Source organism: Craurococcus roseus (genome assembly GCF_039523795.1).
Classification (GTDB): Bacteria; Pseudomonadota; Alphaproteobacteria; order Acetobacterales; family Acetobacteraceae; genus Craurococcus; species Craurococcus roseus.
Window position 1 is genome coordinate 160,308 of the sequence record NZ_BAAAFZ010000015.1, and the last position, 15,980, is coordinate 176,287.

A 15,980-nucleotide genomic window follows, 5' to 3' on the forward strand; every position below is an offset into this window, starting at 1 on the left:
ACTCCGATGCGGGCGCGACTCGGCCGTGGTGTTATGGTCGCGGCGCAGGGGAGTAGCTCATGGTTGCCAGCACGCTAGCGTTCGTCCACCTCCACGCGCATTCTAGCTACTCCCTTTCGGAAGGCGCCATCAAGGCGGACAAGCTCGCGGTCCTGGCCCGGGACGCCGGCATGCCCGCGGTGGCGTTGACCGACACCGCCAACCTGTTCGGCGCGCTGGAGTTCTCCCAGGGCTGCGCGGCCAAAGGGGTGCAGCCGATCATGGGCTGCCAGCTCTGGCTCGGCCGCGAGCACCTGGACGGGCAGGGGGCCGGCAACGGCGATCCGGAACGCAACGCCCCCGATCCGGTCGTAGCCCTCGCCATGAACGCCCAGGGTCTCGACAACCTCCAGCGCCTGTCGTCGCAAAGCTTCCTCGGGTCCGACCCCTCCGGCCGGCCCTGCGTGCGGCTCGACACCCTGCGCGAGCTCTCGGCCGGCCTGTTCCTCCTCACCGGCGGCACCCTCGGCCCCGTCTCGCGCCTGCTGGCGGAAGGCCGCCGCGACGCCGCGGCGCGCCTGCTCGTCGCGCTGCGCGAAGCCTTTCCCGACCGCCTCGCGGTGGAGCTGCACCGCCACGGCCTCGACATCGAGCGCGCCATCGAACCCGCCCTCCTCGACCTGGCCGACGAACTCGCCCTGCCCATCGTCGCCGCCAACGACGTGTACTTCGCCAAACCGGAGATGCACGAAGCGCACGACGCCCTGCTTTGCATCGCCGAAGGCAAGCTCCTCGCCGACCCGAACCGGCGCCGCGTCACGCCCGAGCACTGGTTCAAGCCGGCGGAGGCCATGCGCGCCCTCTTCGCCGACCTGCCGGACGCCTGCGACAACACCCTGGCAATCGCCCGCCGGTGCGCGGTGATGACGGAAGCGCGCAAGCCCGAGCTGCCGCTCTGCCCCAAGGTGCAGCCCGGCATGACGGAAGCCGAGACCGTGCGCGACATGGCCCGCCGCGGCCTCGCCGCCCGGCTCGACGCCGCCGGCGTCGAAGGGGCGGAAGCGCGCAAGCCCTACGAGGAGCGCCTGGAGTACGAGCTCGGCGTCATCGAAAGCATGGGCTTCGCCGGCTACTTCCTCATCGTCGCCGACTTCATCCAATGGGCCAAGGCGCACGACATCCCGGTCGGCCCCGGCCGCGGCTCCGGCGCCGGTTCCGTCGCCGCCTGGGCGCTCACCATCACCGACCTCGACCCGATGCGCTTCGGCCTGCTGTTCGAGCGGTTCCTCAACCCCGAGCGCGTCTCGATGCCGGACTTCGACATCGACTTCTGCCAGGACCGGCGCGACGAGGTGATCCGCTACGTGCGCGAGGAGTACGGCTCCGACCGCGTCGCGCAGATCATCACCTTCGGCAAGCTGCAAGCGAAAGCCGTGGTGCGCGACGTGGGCCGCGTGCTCGGGATGCCCTACGGCCAAGTGGACCGCATCGCCTCGTTGATCCCCTTCATTCCCGCCAACCCGGTCACGCTGTCCCAGGCGATCGACGGCGAACCGCGCCTCCAAGAGATGCGGCGCGAGGACGAAACGGTGGCGCGCCTGCTCGACATCGCGCTCCAGCTCGAAGGCATGTACCGCAACGCCTCCACCCACGCCGCCGGCGTGGTGATCGGGCGCGAGCCGCTGATCGATGTGGTGCCGCTCTACCGCGACCCGCGCTCCGACATCCTCATCACCCAGTACTCGATGAAGTACGTCGAGCAGGCCAGCCTGGTGAAGTTCGACTTCCTCGGCCTGAAGACCCTCACGGTGATCCAGCAGGCGTTGGCGATCCTGAAGGGGCAGGGCCACGACATCGACATCACGGCCATACCGCTCGACGACGTGAGGACCTTCGAGATGCTCCGGAAGGGTGACGCCGCCGGGGTGTTCCAGTTCGAAGGCCAGGGCATGCGCGACTGCCTCCGGCAGATGCGCGTGGACCGCTTCGAGGACCTGGTCGCCGCCGTCGCCCTCTACCGCCCCGGCCCGATGGCCAACATCCCCGCCTACTGCGCCCGCAAGCACGGCGAGCCCTGGGAAAGCCCGCACCCGGCCATCCACCACATCCTGGAAGAGACCAACGGCATCATGGTCTACCAGGAGCAGGTGATGCAGATCGCCCAGGAGCTGGCGGGCTACTCGCTCGGCGCCGCCGACCTGCTCCGCCGCGCCATGGGCAAGAAGATCCGCGCGGAGATGGAAAAGCAGCGCGCCATCTTCGTCGAAGGCGCCACCGCGCGCGGCATCCCCGCCGCCAAGGCCGGCGAGATCTTCGACCTGATGGAGCGCTTCGCCGACTACGGCTTCAACAAGTCGCACGCCGCCGCCTACGCCCTGGTCAGCTACCAGACCGCCTGGCTGAAAGCGAACCACCCCGTCGCCTTCCTCGCCGCCTCCATGACGCTCGACATGGACAAAACGGACAAGCTCGCCGGCCACATGCAGGAAGCGACGCGCCTCGGCATCTCCGTGCTGCCGCCCGACATCAACAAGTCCGGTGCCGAGTTCCTGACCGAGTGCGAGGAGGACGGCACCCCCGCCATCCGCTTCGCCCTCGCCGCGGTGAAGCGCGTCGGCGCCCAGGCGATGCGGGACATGGTGGCGGCGCGTGACGCCGGCGGACCCTTCTCCTGCATCGCCGACTTCGCCGCCCGCGTGGACCCGAAGCTTCTCAACAAGATGCAGATCGAGAACCTCGCCAAGGCCGGCGCCTTCGACCAACTGGAACCGAGCCGCGCCAAGCTGGTGGCTGGCGCCGAGTTGATCCTGCGCCGCGCCCAGGCCACGGCCGAGGACCGCGCCAGCTCCCAGATCGGCCTATTCGGCGGCGGCGATGCCAAGCCCGAGCCGCTGCGCCTGCCCAACGTCCCCGAGTGGCCGCAGCTCGAAAAGCTGTCCTTCGAGGCCGAAGCGGTCGGCTTCCACCTCTCCGCCCACCCGCTCGACACCTACGCCGCGGTGCTGAAGCGCCTCGGCGTCGTGCCCTCGGCCGAGATCGCCGCGCGCGCCCGCACCGGCGGCGCCCGCTTGAAGCTCGCCGGCACGGTCGTCGCCTCCAAGGAGCGCAACACCCGAACCGGCAGCCGCATGGCCTGGGTGACGCTCTCCGACGCATCTGGCACCTACGAAGTCACGCTCTTCTCCGAAGTCCTGTCGCGCGCCCGCCCGCTGCTGGAGGAAGGCACCACCGTCCTGGTCACGGCCGAAGCGCGGCTGGAGAACGAAGCGCTCCGCCTCACCGCCAACGACCTCGAAGCGCTGGAACGCGCCGCCCAGGACGTCGGCCAGGGCATCCGCCTGTGGCTCGAGAACACGGCCGCGGTGGAGCACATCCGGACGCTCCTCGCGCGGGAGGGGAGGGGCAAAGGCCGCGTTGTGCTGGTGGCCCGGACCGGGCAGGGCCAGGAGGTGGAGATGGCGCTGCCCGGCTCCTTCGCCGTGTCGCCCAAACTGATGCAGGCGATGAAGGTGGTGCCCGGCGTGGCTGAGGTGGAGGCGGTCTGACCGGCGGCCCGATCGCCTCGCGTCCCCCGCGCCGCGGCGACGGCGTCAGCCGATGGCAACCGATCCGGGGTCGGTGACGCCGAGGAGCGCCAGCGATCCCTGCGCGATGGCGTTGTCGTCGCCATTGAACGAGTCATAGACCACCAGCAGGTCGGGGCCATCCGAAGCGACGTCGAACACGCCTTCGCCGGCGAAGCTTCCGCGGATCAGCGCATACTCGCCGTCCCCGACCACGGGGCGGAAGCGGTCGCCCGCCGCGGAAAGCGGGTCGGTGACCAGCGCCACCTCCTCCACCCTGGTGTAGGGCGGCACGTCGTCCGGGCCGCCGAAGGTGCGCAACTCGATCGGCTCCCCGCGCCGGTAATCGACGATGGCGTCCGTCGGGCCGAGGAACCGGTCCCCTTCCGACACCGCGTGGTCGTCGCCGGCGTCCCCCGTCACCACCAGGTTGCCGGCGTTGGTCAGCCTGAAGGTGTCGGGGCCGCCGCCGCCGCCGAGGGTGTTGCCGCGGCCCATCCCGCTGCCCCCGCCGAAGCTGATCAGCAGGTCGCCGCCGCTGCCGCCGAGTAACGTGTTGCCGAGGCCGCCGATTGAGGTCAGTTCGTCCCGGCCGCCACCGCCCAGGGCCACGCTGTTGGAGGCGTCGAGGCGGAGGGTGTCGCCGCCGCCGCCGCCGCTGATCAGCAGCCGGCTGGACGAGGTGGGGCTCAGGGCTCGAGCGATGATGGTGTCGTCGCCCCAACCGCCGAAGACCAAGGAATCGTTGGTCCAGTCCTGCACGGAGGCGGAGTCGAAGAAGTCGTCTCCTCTGCCGAGTCGGTAGATTGGCATGGCTGCCGCGCCCTCCCGTTCATCCCAGGCCGCGGGGCGCTTCCCCGCTGCCGGGGTCAGTTGAGCAAACGCCGGCTCACCGACCGTGTACAGCCGCCGCCATAGATAGTTTCGGGGGTGTGGGCGGGTGGCCGTGAACCGTCCCGCCGGGCACCCACCGGCCGGCCCCGCGCGGCCGGACCGACGCCGGGTAGACCGCCGAGCGCGTCCTCAAATCCAGCGCCTGACCGTGGCGCGGTAGCGCCGATACTCATCCCCGAACTTGCCTTCTAGGTACCGCTCCTCACGCGAAATGACGCCCGCCTGCACCAGCGCCAGGAGCGGGAGCAACAGGAGCAGCGCCACGCCGCTGTCCACCGCCAACGCCAGCCCGAGGTAAAGCAACGCCATAGCCATGTACATCGGGTTGCGGGTGAAACGGTACACGCCGTCCTTCACCAGCGTGGTGGAAGGCCGCCACGGCTCGGCCGCCGTTCCGGCCCGGCGGAACCGCCAAAGGGCAGCCGCGGCCAGCCCGACCGCCGCCGCAGCGAACACCGCGCCCGCGCCGAGCCGGAGGGCGCGGGGCAACCCTGTCGGAACGCGCACCAAGCCGAAGTCCACTGCCGCCGCAGCCGCCAGGGCACCGAAGAAGAGCAGGGGTGGCGGCGCGATCACGCCCGGGGTGTCGCCGTTCGAAGCCATGCGAAGGTTGCTCCTCGCCTGCGCCCATGCCATATGGCCCGCCGTCAGCCATCCGCGCTCGTTCCGCCCAGGCGGACCGAGGAGAAGGCGGGCAAATCCGCACGCGGCGCGCCCTTCCGTCCACCACGGCAGGGTCCGGTCCCGGGGCCGCCCCGGGTCAGCGCCGCGGAGGTTTCAACCGGACCACCAGGAAGGACCGCGCCACCCATGGCGATGCCACAGGTTTCCCTGCGCCAGCTCCTCGAAGCCGGCGTCCACTTCGGCCACCACACGCGGCGCTGGAACCCGCGCATGTCGCCGTACATCTTCGGCGTCCGCAACCAGGTCCACATCCTGGACCTCCAGCAGACCGTGCCGCTGATGGACCGCGCGCTCCGCGCCGTCCGCGACGTGGTCGCCGCCGGCGGCCGCGTGCTCTTCGTCGGCACCAAGAAGGCGGCGGCCGAGTACGTGGCCGATGCCGCGACGCGCTGCGGCCAGTACTACGTCAACCACCGCTGGCTCGGCGGCATGCTGACCAACTGGAAGACCATCACCGGCTCAATCAAGCGCCTGAAGCAGATGGAGGAGCAACTCGGCGGCAACATCCAGGGCCTCACCAAGAAGGAGGTCCTGATGCTGACGCGCGAGCGCGACAAGCTGAACCGCGCGCTCGGCGGCATCAAGGACATGGGCGGCCTGCCCGACATCATCTTCGTCATCGACGTGGTGAAGGAGAAGCTCGCCATCGAGGAGGCCAACAAGCTCGGCATCCCGGTGGTGGCGGTGGTGGACAGCAACGCCGATCCGCAGGGCATCGCCTTCCCGATCCCGGGCAACGACGACGCCATCCGCGCCATCAACCTCTACTGCGACATGGTGGCGGGCGCGGTGTTCGACGGCATCTCGGCCGAGTTGCAGGCCTCCGGCGTGGACATCGGCGCCGCCGAGGAGGTGGCGGTCGAGGCCGACGCCCTGCCGCCGGAAGGCGAGGAAGCGCTGCCCGAATCCCCCGCGGACGTGTCCTCGACCGGCGGCGTCGGCATCTTCCAGGAGAGCGTCCCGCCGAACCTGGGCGGCGCTTCCGTCGCCGCCGGCCCGATCCTGCCGACCGCCCAGGCCAGCCCGACCGTCGGCGTGGACCGCGAGTCCATGGAAGCAATGGTCCAGAACAACGAGGACGACGGCAACCGCGCGGGCTGATACGCCGGCGGCCCTCCCGCGCTAGGAAATCCGCTGGCGGGCGGGGGCCGGGAACGGCCCCGCCCGCCGCGCCCCGTTCCGAGATCGAGCGCGCCCCCCTTCGTCCAGCCGACCGGGCGGCGCGAATGCCACGAGGAGACACACGGCAATGGCCGAGATCACCGCCGCGATGGTCCGCGACCTGCGAGAGAAGACCGGCGCCGGCATGATGGACTGCAAGAAGGCCCTGGGCGAGAACGGCGGCGACATCGAGGCCGCCATCGATTGGCTCCGCAAGAAGGGCCTGTCCTCCGCTGCCAAGAAGTCCGGCCGCGTCGCCGCCGAAGGCTTGGTCGGGGTCGCCAGCGCTGACAAAGCCGCCGCGATGGTGGAGGTGAACGCCGAAACCGACTTCGTCGCCCGCAACGAGCTGTTCCAGGCCTTCGTGGAGCAGGCGGCGAAGATCGCGCTGGAAACCGGCGATGACATCGAGGCCCTCCGCGCCGCTCCCTTCTTGGGCGCCGGCCACAGCGTCGGCGAGGAGCTGACCCGCCTCATCGCCACCATCGGCGAGAACATGAGCATCCGCCGCGCCAAGCGGCTCCAGGTGCCGCAAGGTGTCGTCGCCACCTACGTCCACAACGCCACGCGCCCGGGCCTCGGCAAGATCGGCGTGCTGGTGGCGGTCGAGGGCGCGAGCGAGCTGGACGCGCTGGAGACCCTCGGCCGGCAGGTCGGCATGCACGTCGCCGCCGCCCGGCCGGAGGCGCTCGACACCTCCGCCGTGGACCCGGCGGCCCTGGAGCGCGAGAAGGCCGTGCTGCGCGAGCAGGCCGCCGGCAGCGGCAAGCCCGAGAACATCATAGAGAAGATGGTCGAGGGCCGCATCCGCAAGTACTACGAGGAGGTGGTGCTGCTGGAGCAGGTTTGGGTCCACGACGGCGAAAGCCGGGTCAAGGCGGTCGCCCAGAAGGCCGGCGTGAAGCTCACCGGCTTCGCCCGGTTCCAGCTCGGCGAGGGTATAGACAAGCCGCAAGGCGCGGATTTCGCCTCCGAGGTCGCGGCCGCCGCCGGGACACAGCAGACGCCGCCGCCGGGCGGGTGAGCCGGGGGGCGCCGCCGGCCCGCCTGCGGCCTTGCCGCGGGCGGGCCCCGGCGCTTATTGTGCGGCCGCTCCCGGCACCCCCGGCCGATCACCCCTCAGGATACAAATGGCAACCAAGCTGCGCTACCAGCGCGTTCTGCTCAAGGTGTCCGGCGAGGCGCTGATGGGCGGGCGCGATTACGGCCTCGACACCGCCACCTGCCGCGCCATAGCGGAGGACGTGCGGGGCGTGGTGGGCCTGGGCGTGCAGGTCTGCCTGGTGATCGGCGGCGGAAACATCTTCCGCGGCATCGCCGGCGCCGCGGCCGGCATGGACCGCGCCCAGGCCGACTACATGGGCATGCTCGCCACCGTCATGAACGCGCTGGCGATGCAATCCGCCCTGGAGAAGGCCGGCGTGCCGACGCGGGTGCAGAGCGCCATCGCCATGGCCCAGGTCAGCGAGCCCTACATCCGCCGCCGGGCGATCCGGCACATGGAGAAGGGCCGGGTGGTGATCTTCGGCGCGGGCACCGGCAACCCGTTCTTCACCACCGACACCGCGGCGGCGCTCCGCGCGGCCGAGATGGGCTGCGACGCGCTGCTCAAGGGCACGCAGGTGGACGGCGTCTACTCGGCCGACCCGCGCAAGAACCCGGCGGCCGAGCGCTACACCACGCTCACCTACCTCGACATGCTGTCGCGCGACCTCGCCGTCATGGACGCCGCGGCGATCTCGTTGGCGCGCGAGAACCACCTGCCCATCATCGTGTTCAACATCCACGAGCCCGGCGCCTTCACCGCGGTGATGAAGGGCGAGGGCCGCTTCACCACCGTGCTTGAGCAGGAACGGGCGCCGGAGTAGCGGCCGCGCCGGCCATTCCGGCGCGGGTATCACAAGGGAAGAAGGGCCATGGCGGCCGATCTGAAGGCACTGAAGGCGGATCTCCAGCGGCGCATGGAAGGCGCCATGGAGACGCTCAGGAAGGAGTTCAGCGGGCTGCGTACCGGCCGCGCCAGCCCGGCGCTGCTTGAGCCGATCCGCGTGGAGGCCTACGGCACCGTGCAGCCGCTGAACCAGGTTGCCAACATCTCCGTCGCCGGCCCGGGCCTCCTGTCCGTGCAGGTCTGGGACAAATCGGTCGCCAAGGCCGCCGAGGTGGCGATCCGCGATTCCGGGCTCGGCCTCAACCCGCAGGCCGAAGGCCAAGTGATCCGCGTGCCGCTGCCGCCCCTCACCGAGGAGCGCCGGAACGACCTCATCAAGACCGCGCACAGATACGCCGAAGGCGCCAGGGTCGCCGTGCGCGGCGTCCGCCGCGACGGCATGGAGCAGATCAAAGGCATGGAGCGCGACAAGAAGGCGCCCCTCAGCCAGGACGAGGCCGCCCGCGCCCAGGACGAGGTCCAGAAGCTGACCGACCAGTTCATCAAGGCGGTGGACCACGCCTTGTCCGAGAAGGAAAAGGACATCCGGCAGGTCTGATCCGCGGCGGACGATCACCCTCGTGTCCCTGGCCTCCTCTCCGGCGCCGCTCGTCGCGCCCCCTGGCGCCACGCCCCGCCACGTCGCCATCATCATGGACGGCAACCGGCGCTGGGCGCAGGCCCGTGGCCTGCCCGTCGCGCTCGGCCACAAAGCCGGCGCCGAAGCCGCGCGCCGCGCCACGGAAGCGGCGGTGGAGCAGGGGGTCGAATGGCTGACCCTCTTCGCCTTCTCCTCGGAGAACTGGCTCCGGCCCGCGGACGAGATCACCGGCCTGATGGGCCTGTTGCGATTCTACCTGCGCTCGGAGGTCGCGGCCCTGGTGCGCGACGGCGTGCGCCTCCGCGTCATCGGGGAACGCGCCCGCTTCGGCCCCGAATTGGTGCGCGAGATGGAAAGGGCGGAAGAACTCACCGCCAACGGCACCCGCCTCAACCTCACCGTCGCCATGTCATACGGCGCCCGGGCCGAGATCCTGGCCGCCGCGCGCGCCGCCGCGGCCGCCGCCGCCGCCGGCCGGCTGGAGCCCGCCGGGCTGGACGAGGCCGGCTTCGCCGCGCACCTCGCCACCGCGGGGATGCCGGACCCCGACCTCATCATCCGCACCTCCGGCGAGCAGCGCTTGTCCAACTTCCTCTTATGGCAGGCGGCCTACGCCGAGTTCGTCTTCCAGGACGTGCTCTGGCCCGACTTCGGCGCCGGGCACCTCGCGGACGCCCTCCAGCAATACGCGCAAAGGGAGCGTCGGTACGGTGCGCGCGTCGGTTGAGGCCGGCCCAGCCGCGGCAACGCCCAAAGGCGCCTCCGGCGCCCGGTGGCGCGACCTCCGCAAGCGGGTCCTGTCCGCCGCGCTGCTGGCGCCGGCGGCGCTGTTGTGCGTCTGGCTCGGCGCCGAAGCCTGGACCGCGCTGATGGCCGCCGCCGCGGCGGTGCTCGCCTGGGAGTGGGTCCGGCTCTGCGGCTATTCGACCCGGCGCCTGCCCGGCATCGGCGTTCCGGTCGCCGTGCTGGCGGCCGGCACCCTCGCGGTGGAAGCGCAATGGCTGGCGTCCGTCGCCCTGCTCTGCGGCGGCGCTGTGCTCGTGAGCGCCATCAGCGGCCCTTCCACGACCCGCGGCGGGCCGGCCGGCAACTGGCTCGGCTTCGGCGTGCTCTACATCGGCCTCGCCGCCGTGGCGCTGATCCACCTCCGGGGCGACGCCTCGGCCGGCCGGCTGAACGTGCTGTTCCTGTTCTTCACGGTCTGGGCCAGCGACATCGGCGCCTACGCCGCCGGGCGCTTGCTCGGCGGGCCCAAGCTCGCTCCGTCGGTGTCGCCGAACAAGACCTGGTCGGGCGCGGCCGGCGGCCTGCTGGCGGCGGTGGCGGTGGGCGCCGGGGCGGCCTATGTCATGGCGGTGGCCGGAACCCCGGCGCCCACCGGCCGCGTCCTGCTGGTCGCCGGGGGCATCGGCGTGCTGGCCCAAGCGGGCGATTTCTTCGAGAGCTGGATCAAGCGACGCTTCGACGTGAAAGATTCTTCGAGCCTCATCCCCGGTCACGGCGGCTTGCTGGACCGCTTGGACGGCGTCCTCGCCGCCGCCCCCGCCGCCGCCGTCCTCGGCGTGCTGCTGGGGCCGGGGGAGGCCTTGTGGCGGTGACGCCCCTCCACCCCGCCCCCGCCGACGGCCCTCCGCGCCGGATCACCGTGCTCGGCAGCACCGGCTCGGTGGGCCGCAGCACCCTCGCGCTGCTGGAAACGGCCTCGCCGGGCGCCTTCGCGGTGGAGGCGCTGGTGGCCGGCAGCGACGCCTCCGCGCTCGCCGCCCAAGCCCGCCGGCACGGCGCGCGCCTGGCCGTGGTCGCCGACCCGGCCGCGCACGGCGCCTTGCGCGAAGCGCTGGCCGGCACCGGCATCGAAACCGCGGCCGGCGCGGACGCGGTGGTCGAGGCCGCGGCCCGGCCCGCCGACTGGACCATGGCCGCCATCGTCGGCGCCGCCGGCCTGCGCTCCACGCTGGCGGCGCTGGACCGGGGCGGCATCCTCGCCCTCGCCAACAAGGAAAGCTTGGTGTGCGCCGGCGAGATCGTGCTGGCCGCCGCCCGCCGCTCCGGCGCCACGCTGCTGCCGGTGGACTCCGAGCACAACGCCATCTTCCAGGCGCTCGACCTGCGCGACACGGCGATGGTGGAGAAGATCGTGCTGACCGCTTCGGGCGGCCCCTGCCGCGCCATGGAGCCGGCCGAGATGCGCGCCGTCACGCCCGAGGTCGCTCTGCGCCACCCGGTCTGGAAGATGGGCGCCAAGATCTCCATCGACTCCGCCACCATGATGAACAAGGGCCTGGAGCTGATCGAGGCCGCGCACCTGTTCCCGGTGCCGGAAACCCGGATCGAGGTGCTGGTGCACCCCCAATCCGCGGTGCACGGGCTGGTGCAGTACGCCGACGGCTCCGTCCTCGCGCAGCTCGGCACCCCCGACATGCGGACCCCGATCGCCCACGCGCTGGCCTGGCCCGGCCGCATGGCGGTGGCGCTGCCGCGCCTGGACCTCGCCGCGCTCGGCCGGCTGGAGTTCCTGCCGCCCGATCCGGTCCGCTTCCCGGCGCTGCGCCTCGCGCGCGACGCGCTCAGGGCCGGCGCCGGCGCGCCGGTGGTGCTGAACGGCGCCAACGAAGTGGCCGTTTCGCTCTTCCTCGACCGCCGGCTGGGCTTCCTCGACATCGCGGCGGTGGTGGAGGAGGCGCTCGGCCTGTTCGGGACGCGCGCGGTGGGCGGGCTGGACGACGTGCTGGCGCTCGACGCCGAAGCGCGCCGCGAAGCCGCGGGGCTGGCGGCGCGGCGCGCGGCGGCCTGAGGAGGACCCGGTCTTGGATCTGATCGCGCAAAGCTGGAACCTGCTGCCGGCCCTGCCGCGCACCCTCATCGCCTTCGCGCTGGTGCTCGGCGTCCTGGTCTTCGTCCACGAGATGGGCCACTACCTCGCCGCCCGCTGGCGCGGCGTGCACGTGGACGCCTTCTCCATCGGCTTCGGCCGGCCGGTGTGGCGCCGCACGGACCGCCGCGGCACGGAATGGCGGCTGGGCTGGCTCCCGCTCGGCGGCTACGTGAAGCTGCACGGGCAGGAGGTGCCGGAGGAGACGGACGAGGCGACGCGCGCCTCCTGGCGCCCCGGCCAGACCTTCCACGAGAAGCCCGTCAGGGACCGGGCCATCGTGGTCGCGGCCGGGCCTGTGGCGAACTACCTGCTGGCGGTGCTGCTCTTCGCAGGGCTCGCCATGTCGGTGGGCCGCCCGGTCGGCAACACCACGGTCGGCATGGTGGTCCAGGGGTCGGCCGCCGAGCGCGGCGGCTTGCGCGTCGGCGACGAGATCCTCTCGCTCGACGGCGAGCGCGTGTCGCGCTTCGAGCAGGTGCAGCGCCACGTGCAGCCCCGCGCCGGCCAGCCGATCGAGATCCGCGTCGCCCGGGACTCCGGCGAGCGCTCGCTGACCGTCACGCCGGACGCGCGCGAAGGAGGGCCGGGGGGCGCGACAACGGGCGTGCTCGGCATCCAGGGCGGCGCCGCGCGGCTGGAACGCCTGTCCTTCGGGCCGGCCCTCGCCGCCGGCGTGTCGCAGGCCATCGACGTGACGTGGCAATCGCTGACCAGCATTGGCGAGATGCTCACCGGCCAGCGCAGCGCCCGCGACCTCGGCGGGCCGATCCGCATCGCGGAGGTGTCCGGCGAGGCGGCGTCGCTCGGCCTCGCGCCGCTCGTCACCCTGATGGCGCTGCTCTCGGTCAGCCTCGGCCTGCTCAACCTGTTCCCCGTGCCGCTCCTCGACGGCGGCCACCTCGTCTTCTACGCGCTGGAAGCGATCCGCGGCCGGCCGCTGCCGCCAAGGGCGCAGGAGTACGGTTACCGCGCCGGCTTCGCGCTGTTGGCGACCCTGTTCCTGCTGGTGTCGTGGAACGACATCGTCCACGGCACCATAGGCAGGTTCGTCGCGCGCCTCGTGGGCTGAGGGCAACAGCCGCGGACGGACATCCGGAGGGCCGCGCCGGCGGCGGTTGGCGCGCCGCCGGGCCGCCGCTATGGTCCGCGCCGCCCGCTTGGCCGGGAACCACACAACCACGGCGTAGACCTTGCACCCCACCCTCCGAGCGCTGCTGATCGCTTCCGCCGCACTCTCGCTCCCGGCCGTCGCCTCGGACCCGGCGGCGGCGCAGAACCGCCCGACGCGGGCCGCGCGCCCGGCCCCGGCGGGCGCGGAGGGCGTCGTCCGCGAGATCGAGGTGCGCGGCAACCAGCGCATCGAGGCGGACACCGTCCGCTCCTACATGCTGCTGCAACCCGGCGACGCCTTCGACGCCGACCGGCTCGACCGCAGCCTCAAGTCGCTCTACGCCACCGGCCTGTTCCGCGACGTGCGGATCGCGCGCGACGGCGGGCGCGTGGTGGTGGACGTGGCGGAGAACCCAATCGTCAACCGCGTCGCCTTCGAGGGCAACCGCAAGATCAGCGACGACGTGCTGCGCGGCGAGGTCCAGCTCCGCGCCCGTTCGGTGTACACGCCGCAAGCGGTGCAGGCCGACCGGCAGCGCATCGTGGAGCTGTACGCGCGCCGCGGACGCTTCGGCGCGGTGGTGGAGCCGAAGCTCATCGAGCTCGAGCAGAACCGCGTGGACGTCGTCTACGAGATCCAGGAGAACGAGGCGGCGCTGGTCGCGCGCATCAACTTCGTGGGCAACCGCGCCTATTCGGACAGCCGGCTCAAGGAGGTGGTCGCCACCAAGGAGCAGGCTTGGTACCGGATCTTCTCGTCTTCCGACCAGTTCGACCCGGACCGCCTGTCCTTCGACCGCGAGCTGCTCCGCCGCTTCTACCTCCGCAGCGGCTACGCCGACGTGCAGATCAGCGGCGCGACCGCCGAACTGGCCCCGGACCGGACCGGCTTCTTCGTCACCTACACGCTGGACGAGGGCCCCCGGTACCGCGTCGGCAAGGTGGACGTGGTCTCCAACATCCGCAATCTCGACGCGGAAAGCCTGCGCGGGCTGGTTCGGGTCGAAGAGGGGGACTGGTACGACGGCGACGTTGTGGAGCGCGTGTCGCAGTCGCTGCAGGACACGGTGAACCTCCGCGGCTTCCCCTTCGTGGACGTGCAGCCCCGCATCCAGCGCGACCGCGAGAGCCGCCGCGTTGACCTCACCTTCGAGGTGAACGAGGCGCCGCGCGTCTTCGTCGAACGCATCGACATCACCGGCAACACGCGGACCCAGGACCGGGTGGTCCGCCGCGAATTCCGCATCGCCGAAGGCGACGCCTTCAACGCCGCGCAGATCCGCCGCTCCCGCCAGCGCATCCGCGACCTGGGCTACTTCTCGGACGTGCAGGTCACCTCCGCGCCGGGCTCGGCGCCCGACCGCGCGGTGCTGAACACGCAGGTGACGGAGCGCGCCACCGGCGAGGTGTCGCTCGGCGGCGGCTACTCGACGGACGCGGGCGCGCTGGCGGACGTGGGCCTGCGCGAGCGCAACCTGCTCGGCACCGGCATCGACGCCCGCATCAACGGCACGCTGGCGCAGCGGCGGAGCCAGGTCGACCTCTCGATCACCGACCCGGCCTTCCTCGACCGCAACCTCGCCGCCGGCTTCGACCTCTTCTACATCCAGCGGAACCTGCTCGCGATCGCCAACTACCGCGAGCGCCGCGCCGGCTTCGCGGTGCGGGCGGGCTACGCCTTCAACGAACGGCTGCGCCAGACCTGGGCCTACACGCTCACCAACCGCGAGATCTTCGACGTTTCGCAGAACGCGTCGCGCTTCGTGCGGCAGCAGCAGGGCGAAACCTTGCTGTCGCAGATCGGGCAGACCATCTCCTACGACTTCCGCGACTCCATCATCGACCCGCGCCGCGGCGGCGTGCTGCGCCTCGGCACCGACTTCGCGGGCCTCGGCGGCGACGCCGCCTACATCCGCGCCCGGCTGGACGGCAGCTACTTCATCCCGCTCGAAGCCTACTTCGGCGACCCGGACTACGTGCTCTCGCTGTCGGGCAGCATCGGCTACCTGGAAACGCTGTTCGGCAAGGAGGACCGGATCGTGGACCGGTTCTTCCTAGGCGGCGAAAACCTGCGCGGGTTCCGCATCGCCGGCGCGGGCCCGCGCGACCTCAACACCCGCGACTCGCTCGGCGGCCGCTTCATCTGGACCCAGAGCACGGAGCTGCGCTACCCGCTGCCGCTCCCGGCCGAGCTGGGCCTGATCGGCCGTGCCTTCGTGGATGTCGGCTCGCTGTCGCAGTCCGAAAAAAGCACCGCCGATGTCAGGGTCGCGGACGACGCCAGCCCGCGGGTCGGCGCCGGCGTCGGCATCTCGTGGCGCAGCCCGTTCGGCCTCATCAACATCGACTTGGCCCAGGCCGTGGTGAAGAAGTCCTACGACGAAACGCAGGTCTTCCGCTTCGGCTTCGGCACCCGATTCTGATCCCGGAACCCAGTCCATGCCCGCACAGCGCGCCCCCGCACCCCGCAGCGCCCGGCTCGCCGTCGTCTGCGCCTTCCTCCTGGCCGCCGCGCCCGCCGCCGCCCAGCAGAACCAGGAATGGTTCGTGCCGGGCCAAGGGCAGGGCCAGCAGGGGCAACGCCCCGCCCAGCAGCAGGGCCAACAACAGCAGCAGCAACGCCCGCAACAGCAGCAGCGGCCGCCGCAAGCCGCGGCGCGCCGCGAAGCGCAGCCGCTGCCGCCGGGCCAACCGCCGCCGACGCCGGTGATCGGCGTGGTGGACGTGCCGGAGATCCAGCGCGACTCGGCCGCCTTCAACCAGGTGCGCGAAGAGATCGAGCGCCGCCGCCAGCGCCTCAACGAGGACCTCCAGCGCGAACAGAACAACTGGCGCGAACAGCAGCAGCAACTCGCCAATCAGCGCGCCGGGATCCCGCCCGAGCAGCTCCGCCAGCGCGAGCGCGACCTGCAGGACCGCATCACCGAAAGCCAGCGCATCTTCCGCGAGCGCTCCCGCGCCATCGAGCAGGTGGCGCAAGGCGCGCTGGTGGAGATCGAGCAGGCGCTCGGCACGGTCATCCGCCAGGTCGCGGCCAGCCGCAGCGTCAACATGGTGCTGCCGCGCCCGCTGGTGATCTTCAACGAGCCGCCGTTCGACCTCACGGCGGAGGTCTCGCAGCAGTTCAACCGCGCGCTGCGCAGCGTCACCATCCCGCCGGAAGCCGCGGCGGGCGGCGGCGAG

Annotated in this window: 12 protein-coding genes and 1 pseudogene; 11 read left to right on the top strand and 2 right to left on the bottom strand. The window is 71.8% G+C overall.

What is annotated here, in order from left to right:
- The first annotated feature begins 59 nt into the window (after positions 1-59).
- Positions 60-3,524, top strand: a complete 3,465-nt coding sequence (dnaE, locus tag ABD067_RS08130) for a DNA polymerase III subunit alpha (protein ID WP_343894722.1) — start codon at positions 60-62, stop codon at positions 3,522-3,524.
- A 45-nt stretch (positions 3,525-3,569) separates the two neighbouring features.
- Here dnaE and ABD067_RS08135 read toward each other — a convergent pair whose 3' ends face one another.
- Together ABD067_RS08135 and ABD067_RS08140 are read right to left on the bottom strand one after the other, a co-directional pair.
- On the bottom strand, positions 3,570-4,355 hold the full coding sequence (locus ABD067_RS08135) for a hypothetical protein (protein WP_343894723.1): 786 nt from the start codon (positions 4,353-4,355) through the stop codon (positions 3,570-3,572).
- Positions 4,356-4,565: 210 nt separating this feature from the next.
- Positions 4,566-5,039 (bottom strand): methyltransferase family protein, encoded by a 474-nt coding sequence (locus ABD067_RS08140; protein WP_343894724.1) that lies wholly within the window; start codon positions 5,037-5,039, stop codon positions 4,566-4,568.
- 207 nt (positions 5,040-5,246) lie between these two features.
- On the opposite strand from ABD067_RS08140, the pseudogene rpsB reads away from it, so the two are divergent.
- The 10 genes and pseudogenes from rpsB to ABD067_RS08190 form a co-directional block, all read left to right on the top strand.
- Positions 5,247-6,038, top strand: a pseudogene (gene rpsB / locus ABD067_RS08145) (30S ribosomal protein S2); the annotation flags it as partial.
- A gap of 331 nt (positions 6,039-6,369) precedes the next feature.
- Positions 6,370-7,305 carry a translation elongation factor Ts gene (gene tsf, locus ABD067_RS08150; protein ID WP_343894725.1) on the top strand — a complete coding sequence of 312 codons (936 nt, stop codon included), beginning with the start codon at positions 6,370-6,372 and terminating at the stop codon, positions 7,303-7,305.
- A gap of 106 nt (positions 7,306-7,411) precedes the next feature.
- On the top strand, positions 7,412-8,149 hold the full coding sequence (gene pyrH / locus ABD067_RS08155; protein ID WP_343894726.1) for a UMP kinase: 738 nt from the start codon (positions 7,412-7,414) through the stop codon (positions 8,147-8,149).
- Positions 8,150-8,197: 48 nt separating this feature from the next.
- Positions 8,198-8,770, top strand: a complete 573-nt coding sequence (gene frr / locus ABD067_RS08160) for a ribosome recycling factor (RefSeq protein WP_343894727.1) — start codon at positions 8,198-8,200, stop codon at positions 8,768-8,770.
- Positions 8,771-8,864: 94 nt separating this feature from the next.
- Complete coding sequence (gene uppS / locus ABD067_RS08165; RefSeq protein WP_343894744.1) at positions 8,865-9,539, top strand: polyprenyl diphosphate synthase; 675 nt, start codon at positions 8,865-8,867, stop codon at positions 9,537-9,539.
- Positions 9,523-10,410 (top strand): phosphatidate cytidylyltransferase, encoded by an 888-nt coding sequence (locus ABD067_RS08170; protein WP_343894728.1) that lies wholly within the window; start codon positions 9,523-9,525, stop codon positions 10,408-10,410. The genes uppS and ABD067_RS08170 overlap by 17 nt, the downstream gene beginning before the upstream one ends.
- On the top strand, positions 10,407-11,606 hold the full coding sequence (dxr, locus tag ABD067_RS08175; RefSeq protein WP_343894729.1) for a 1-deoxy-D-xylulose-5-phosphate reductoisomerase: 1,200 nt from the start codon (positions 10,407-10,409) through the stop codon (positions 11,604-11,606). The genes ABD067_RS08170 and dxr overlap by 4 nt, the downstream gene beginning before the upstream one ends.
- A 13-nt stretch (positions 11,607-11,619) precedes the next feature.
- The gene (rseP, locus tag ABD067_RS08180) at positions 11,620-12,756 is read left to right on the top strand and encodes an RIP metalloprotease RseP (RefSeq protein ID WP_343894730.1); all 1,137 of its coding nucleotides are present in this window, start codon (positions 11,620-11,622) and stop codon (positions 12,754-12,756) included.
- A 121-nt stretch (positions 12,757-12,877) separates the two neighbouring features.
- Positions 12,878-15,220, top strand: a complete 2,343-nt coding sequence (gene bamA / locus ABD067_RS08185) for an outer membrane protein assembly factor BamA (RefSeq protein ID WP_343894731.1) — start codon at positions 12,878-12,880, stop codon at positions 15,218-15,220.
- Between the two features lie 16 nt (positions 15,221-15,236).
- Positions 15,237-15,980: OmpH family outer membrane protein (locus ABD067_RS08190; RefSeq protein WP_343894732.1), on the top strand; the 744-nt coding region annotated here is incomplete at its 3' end.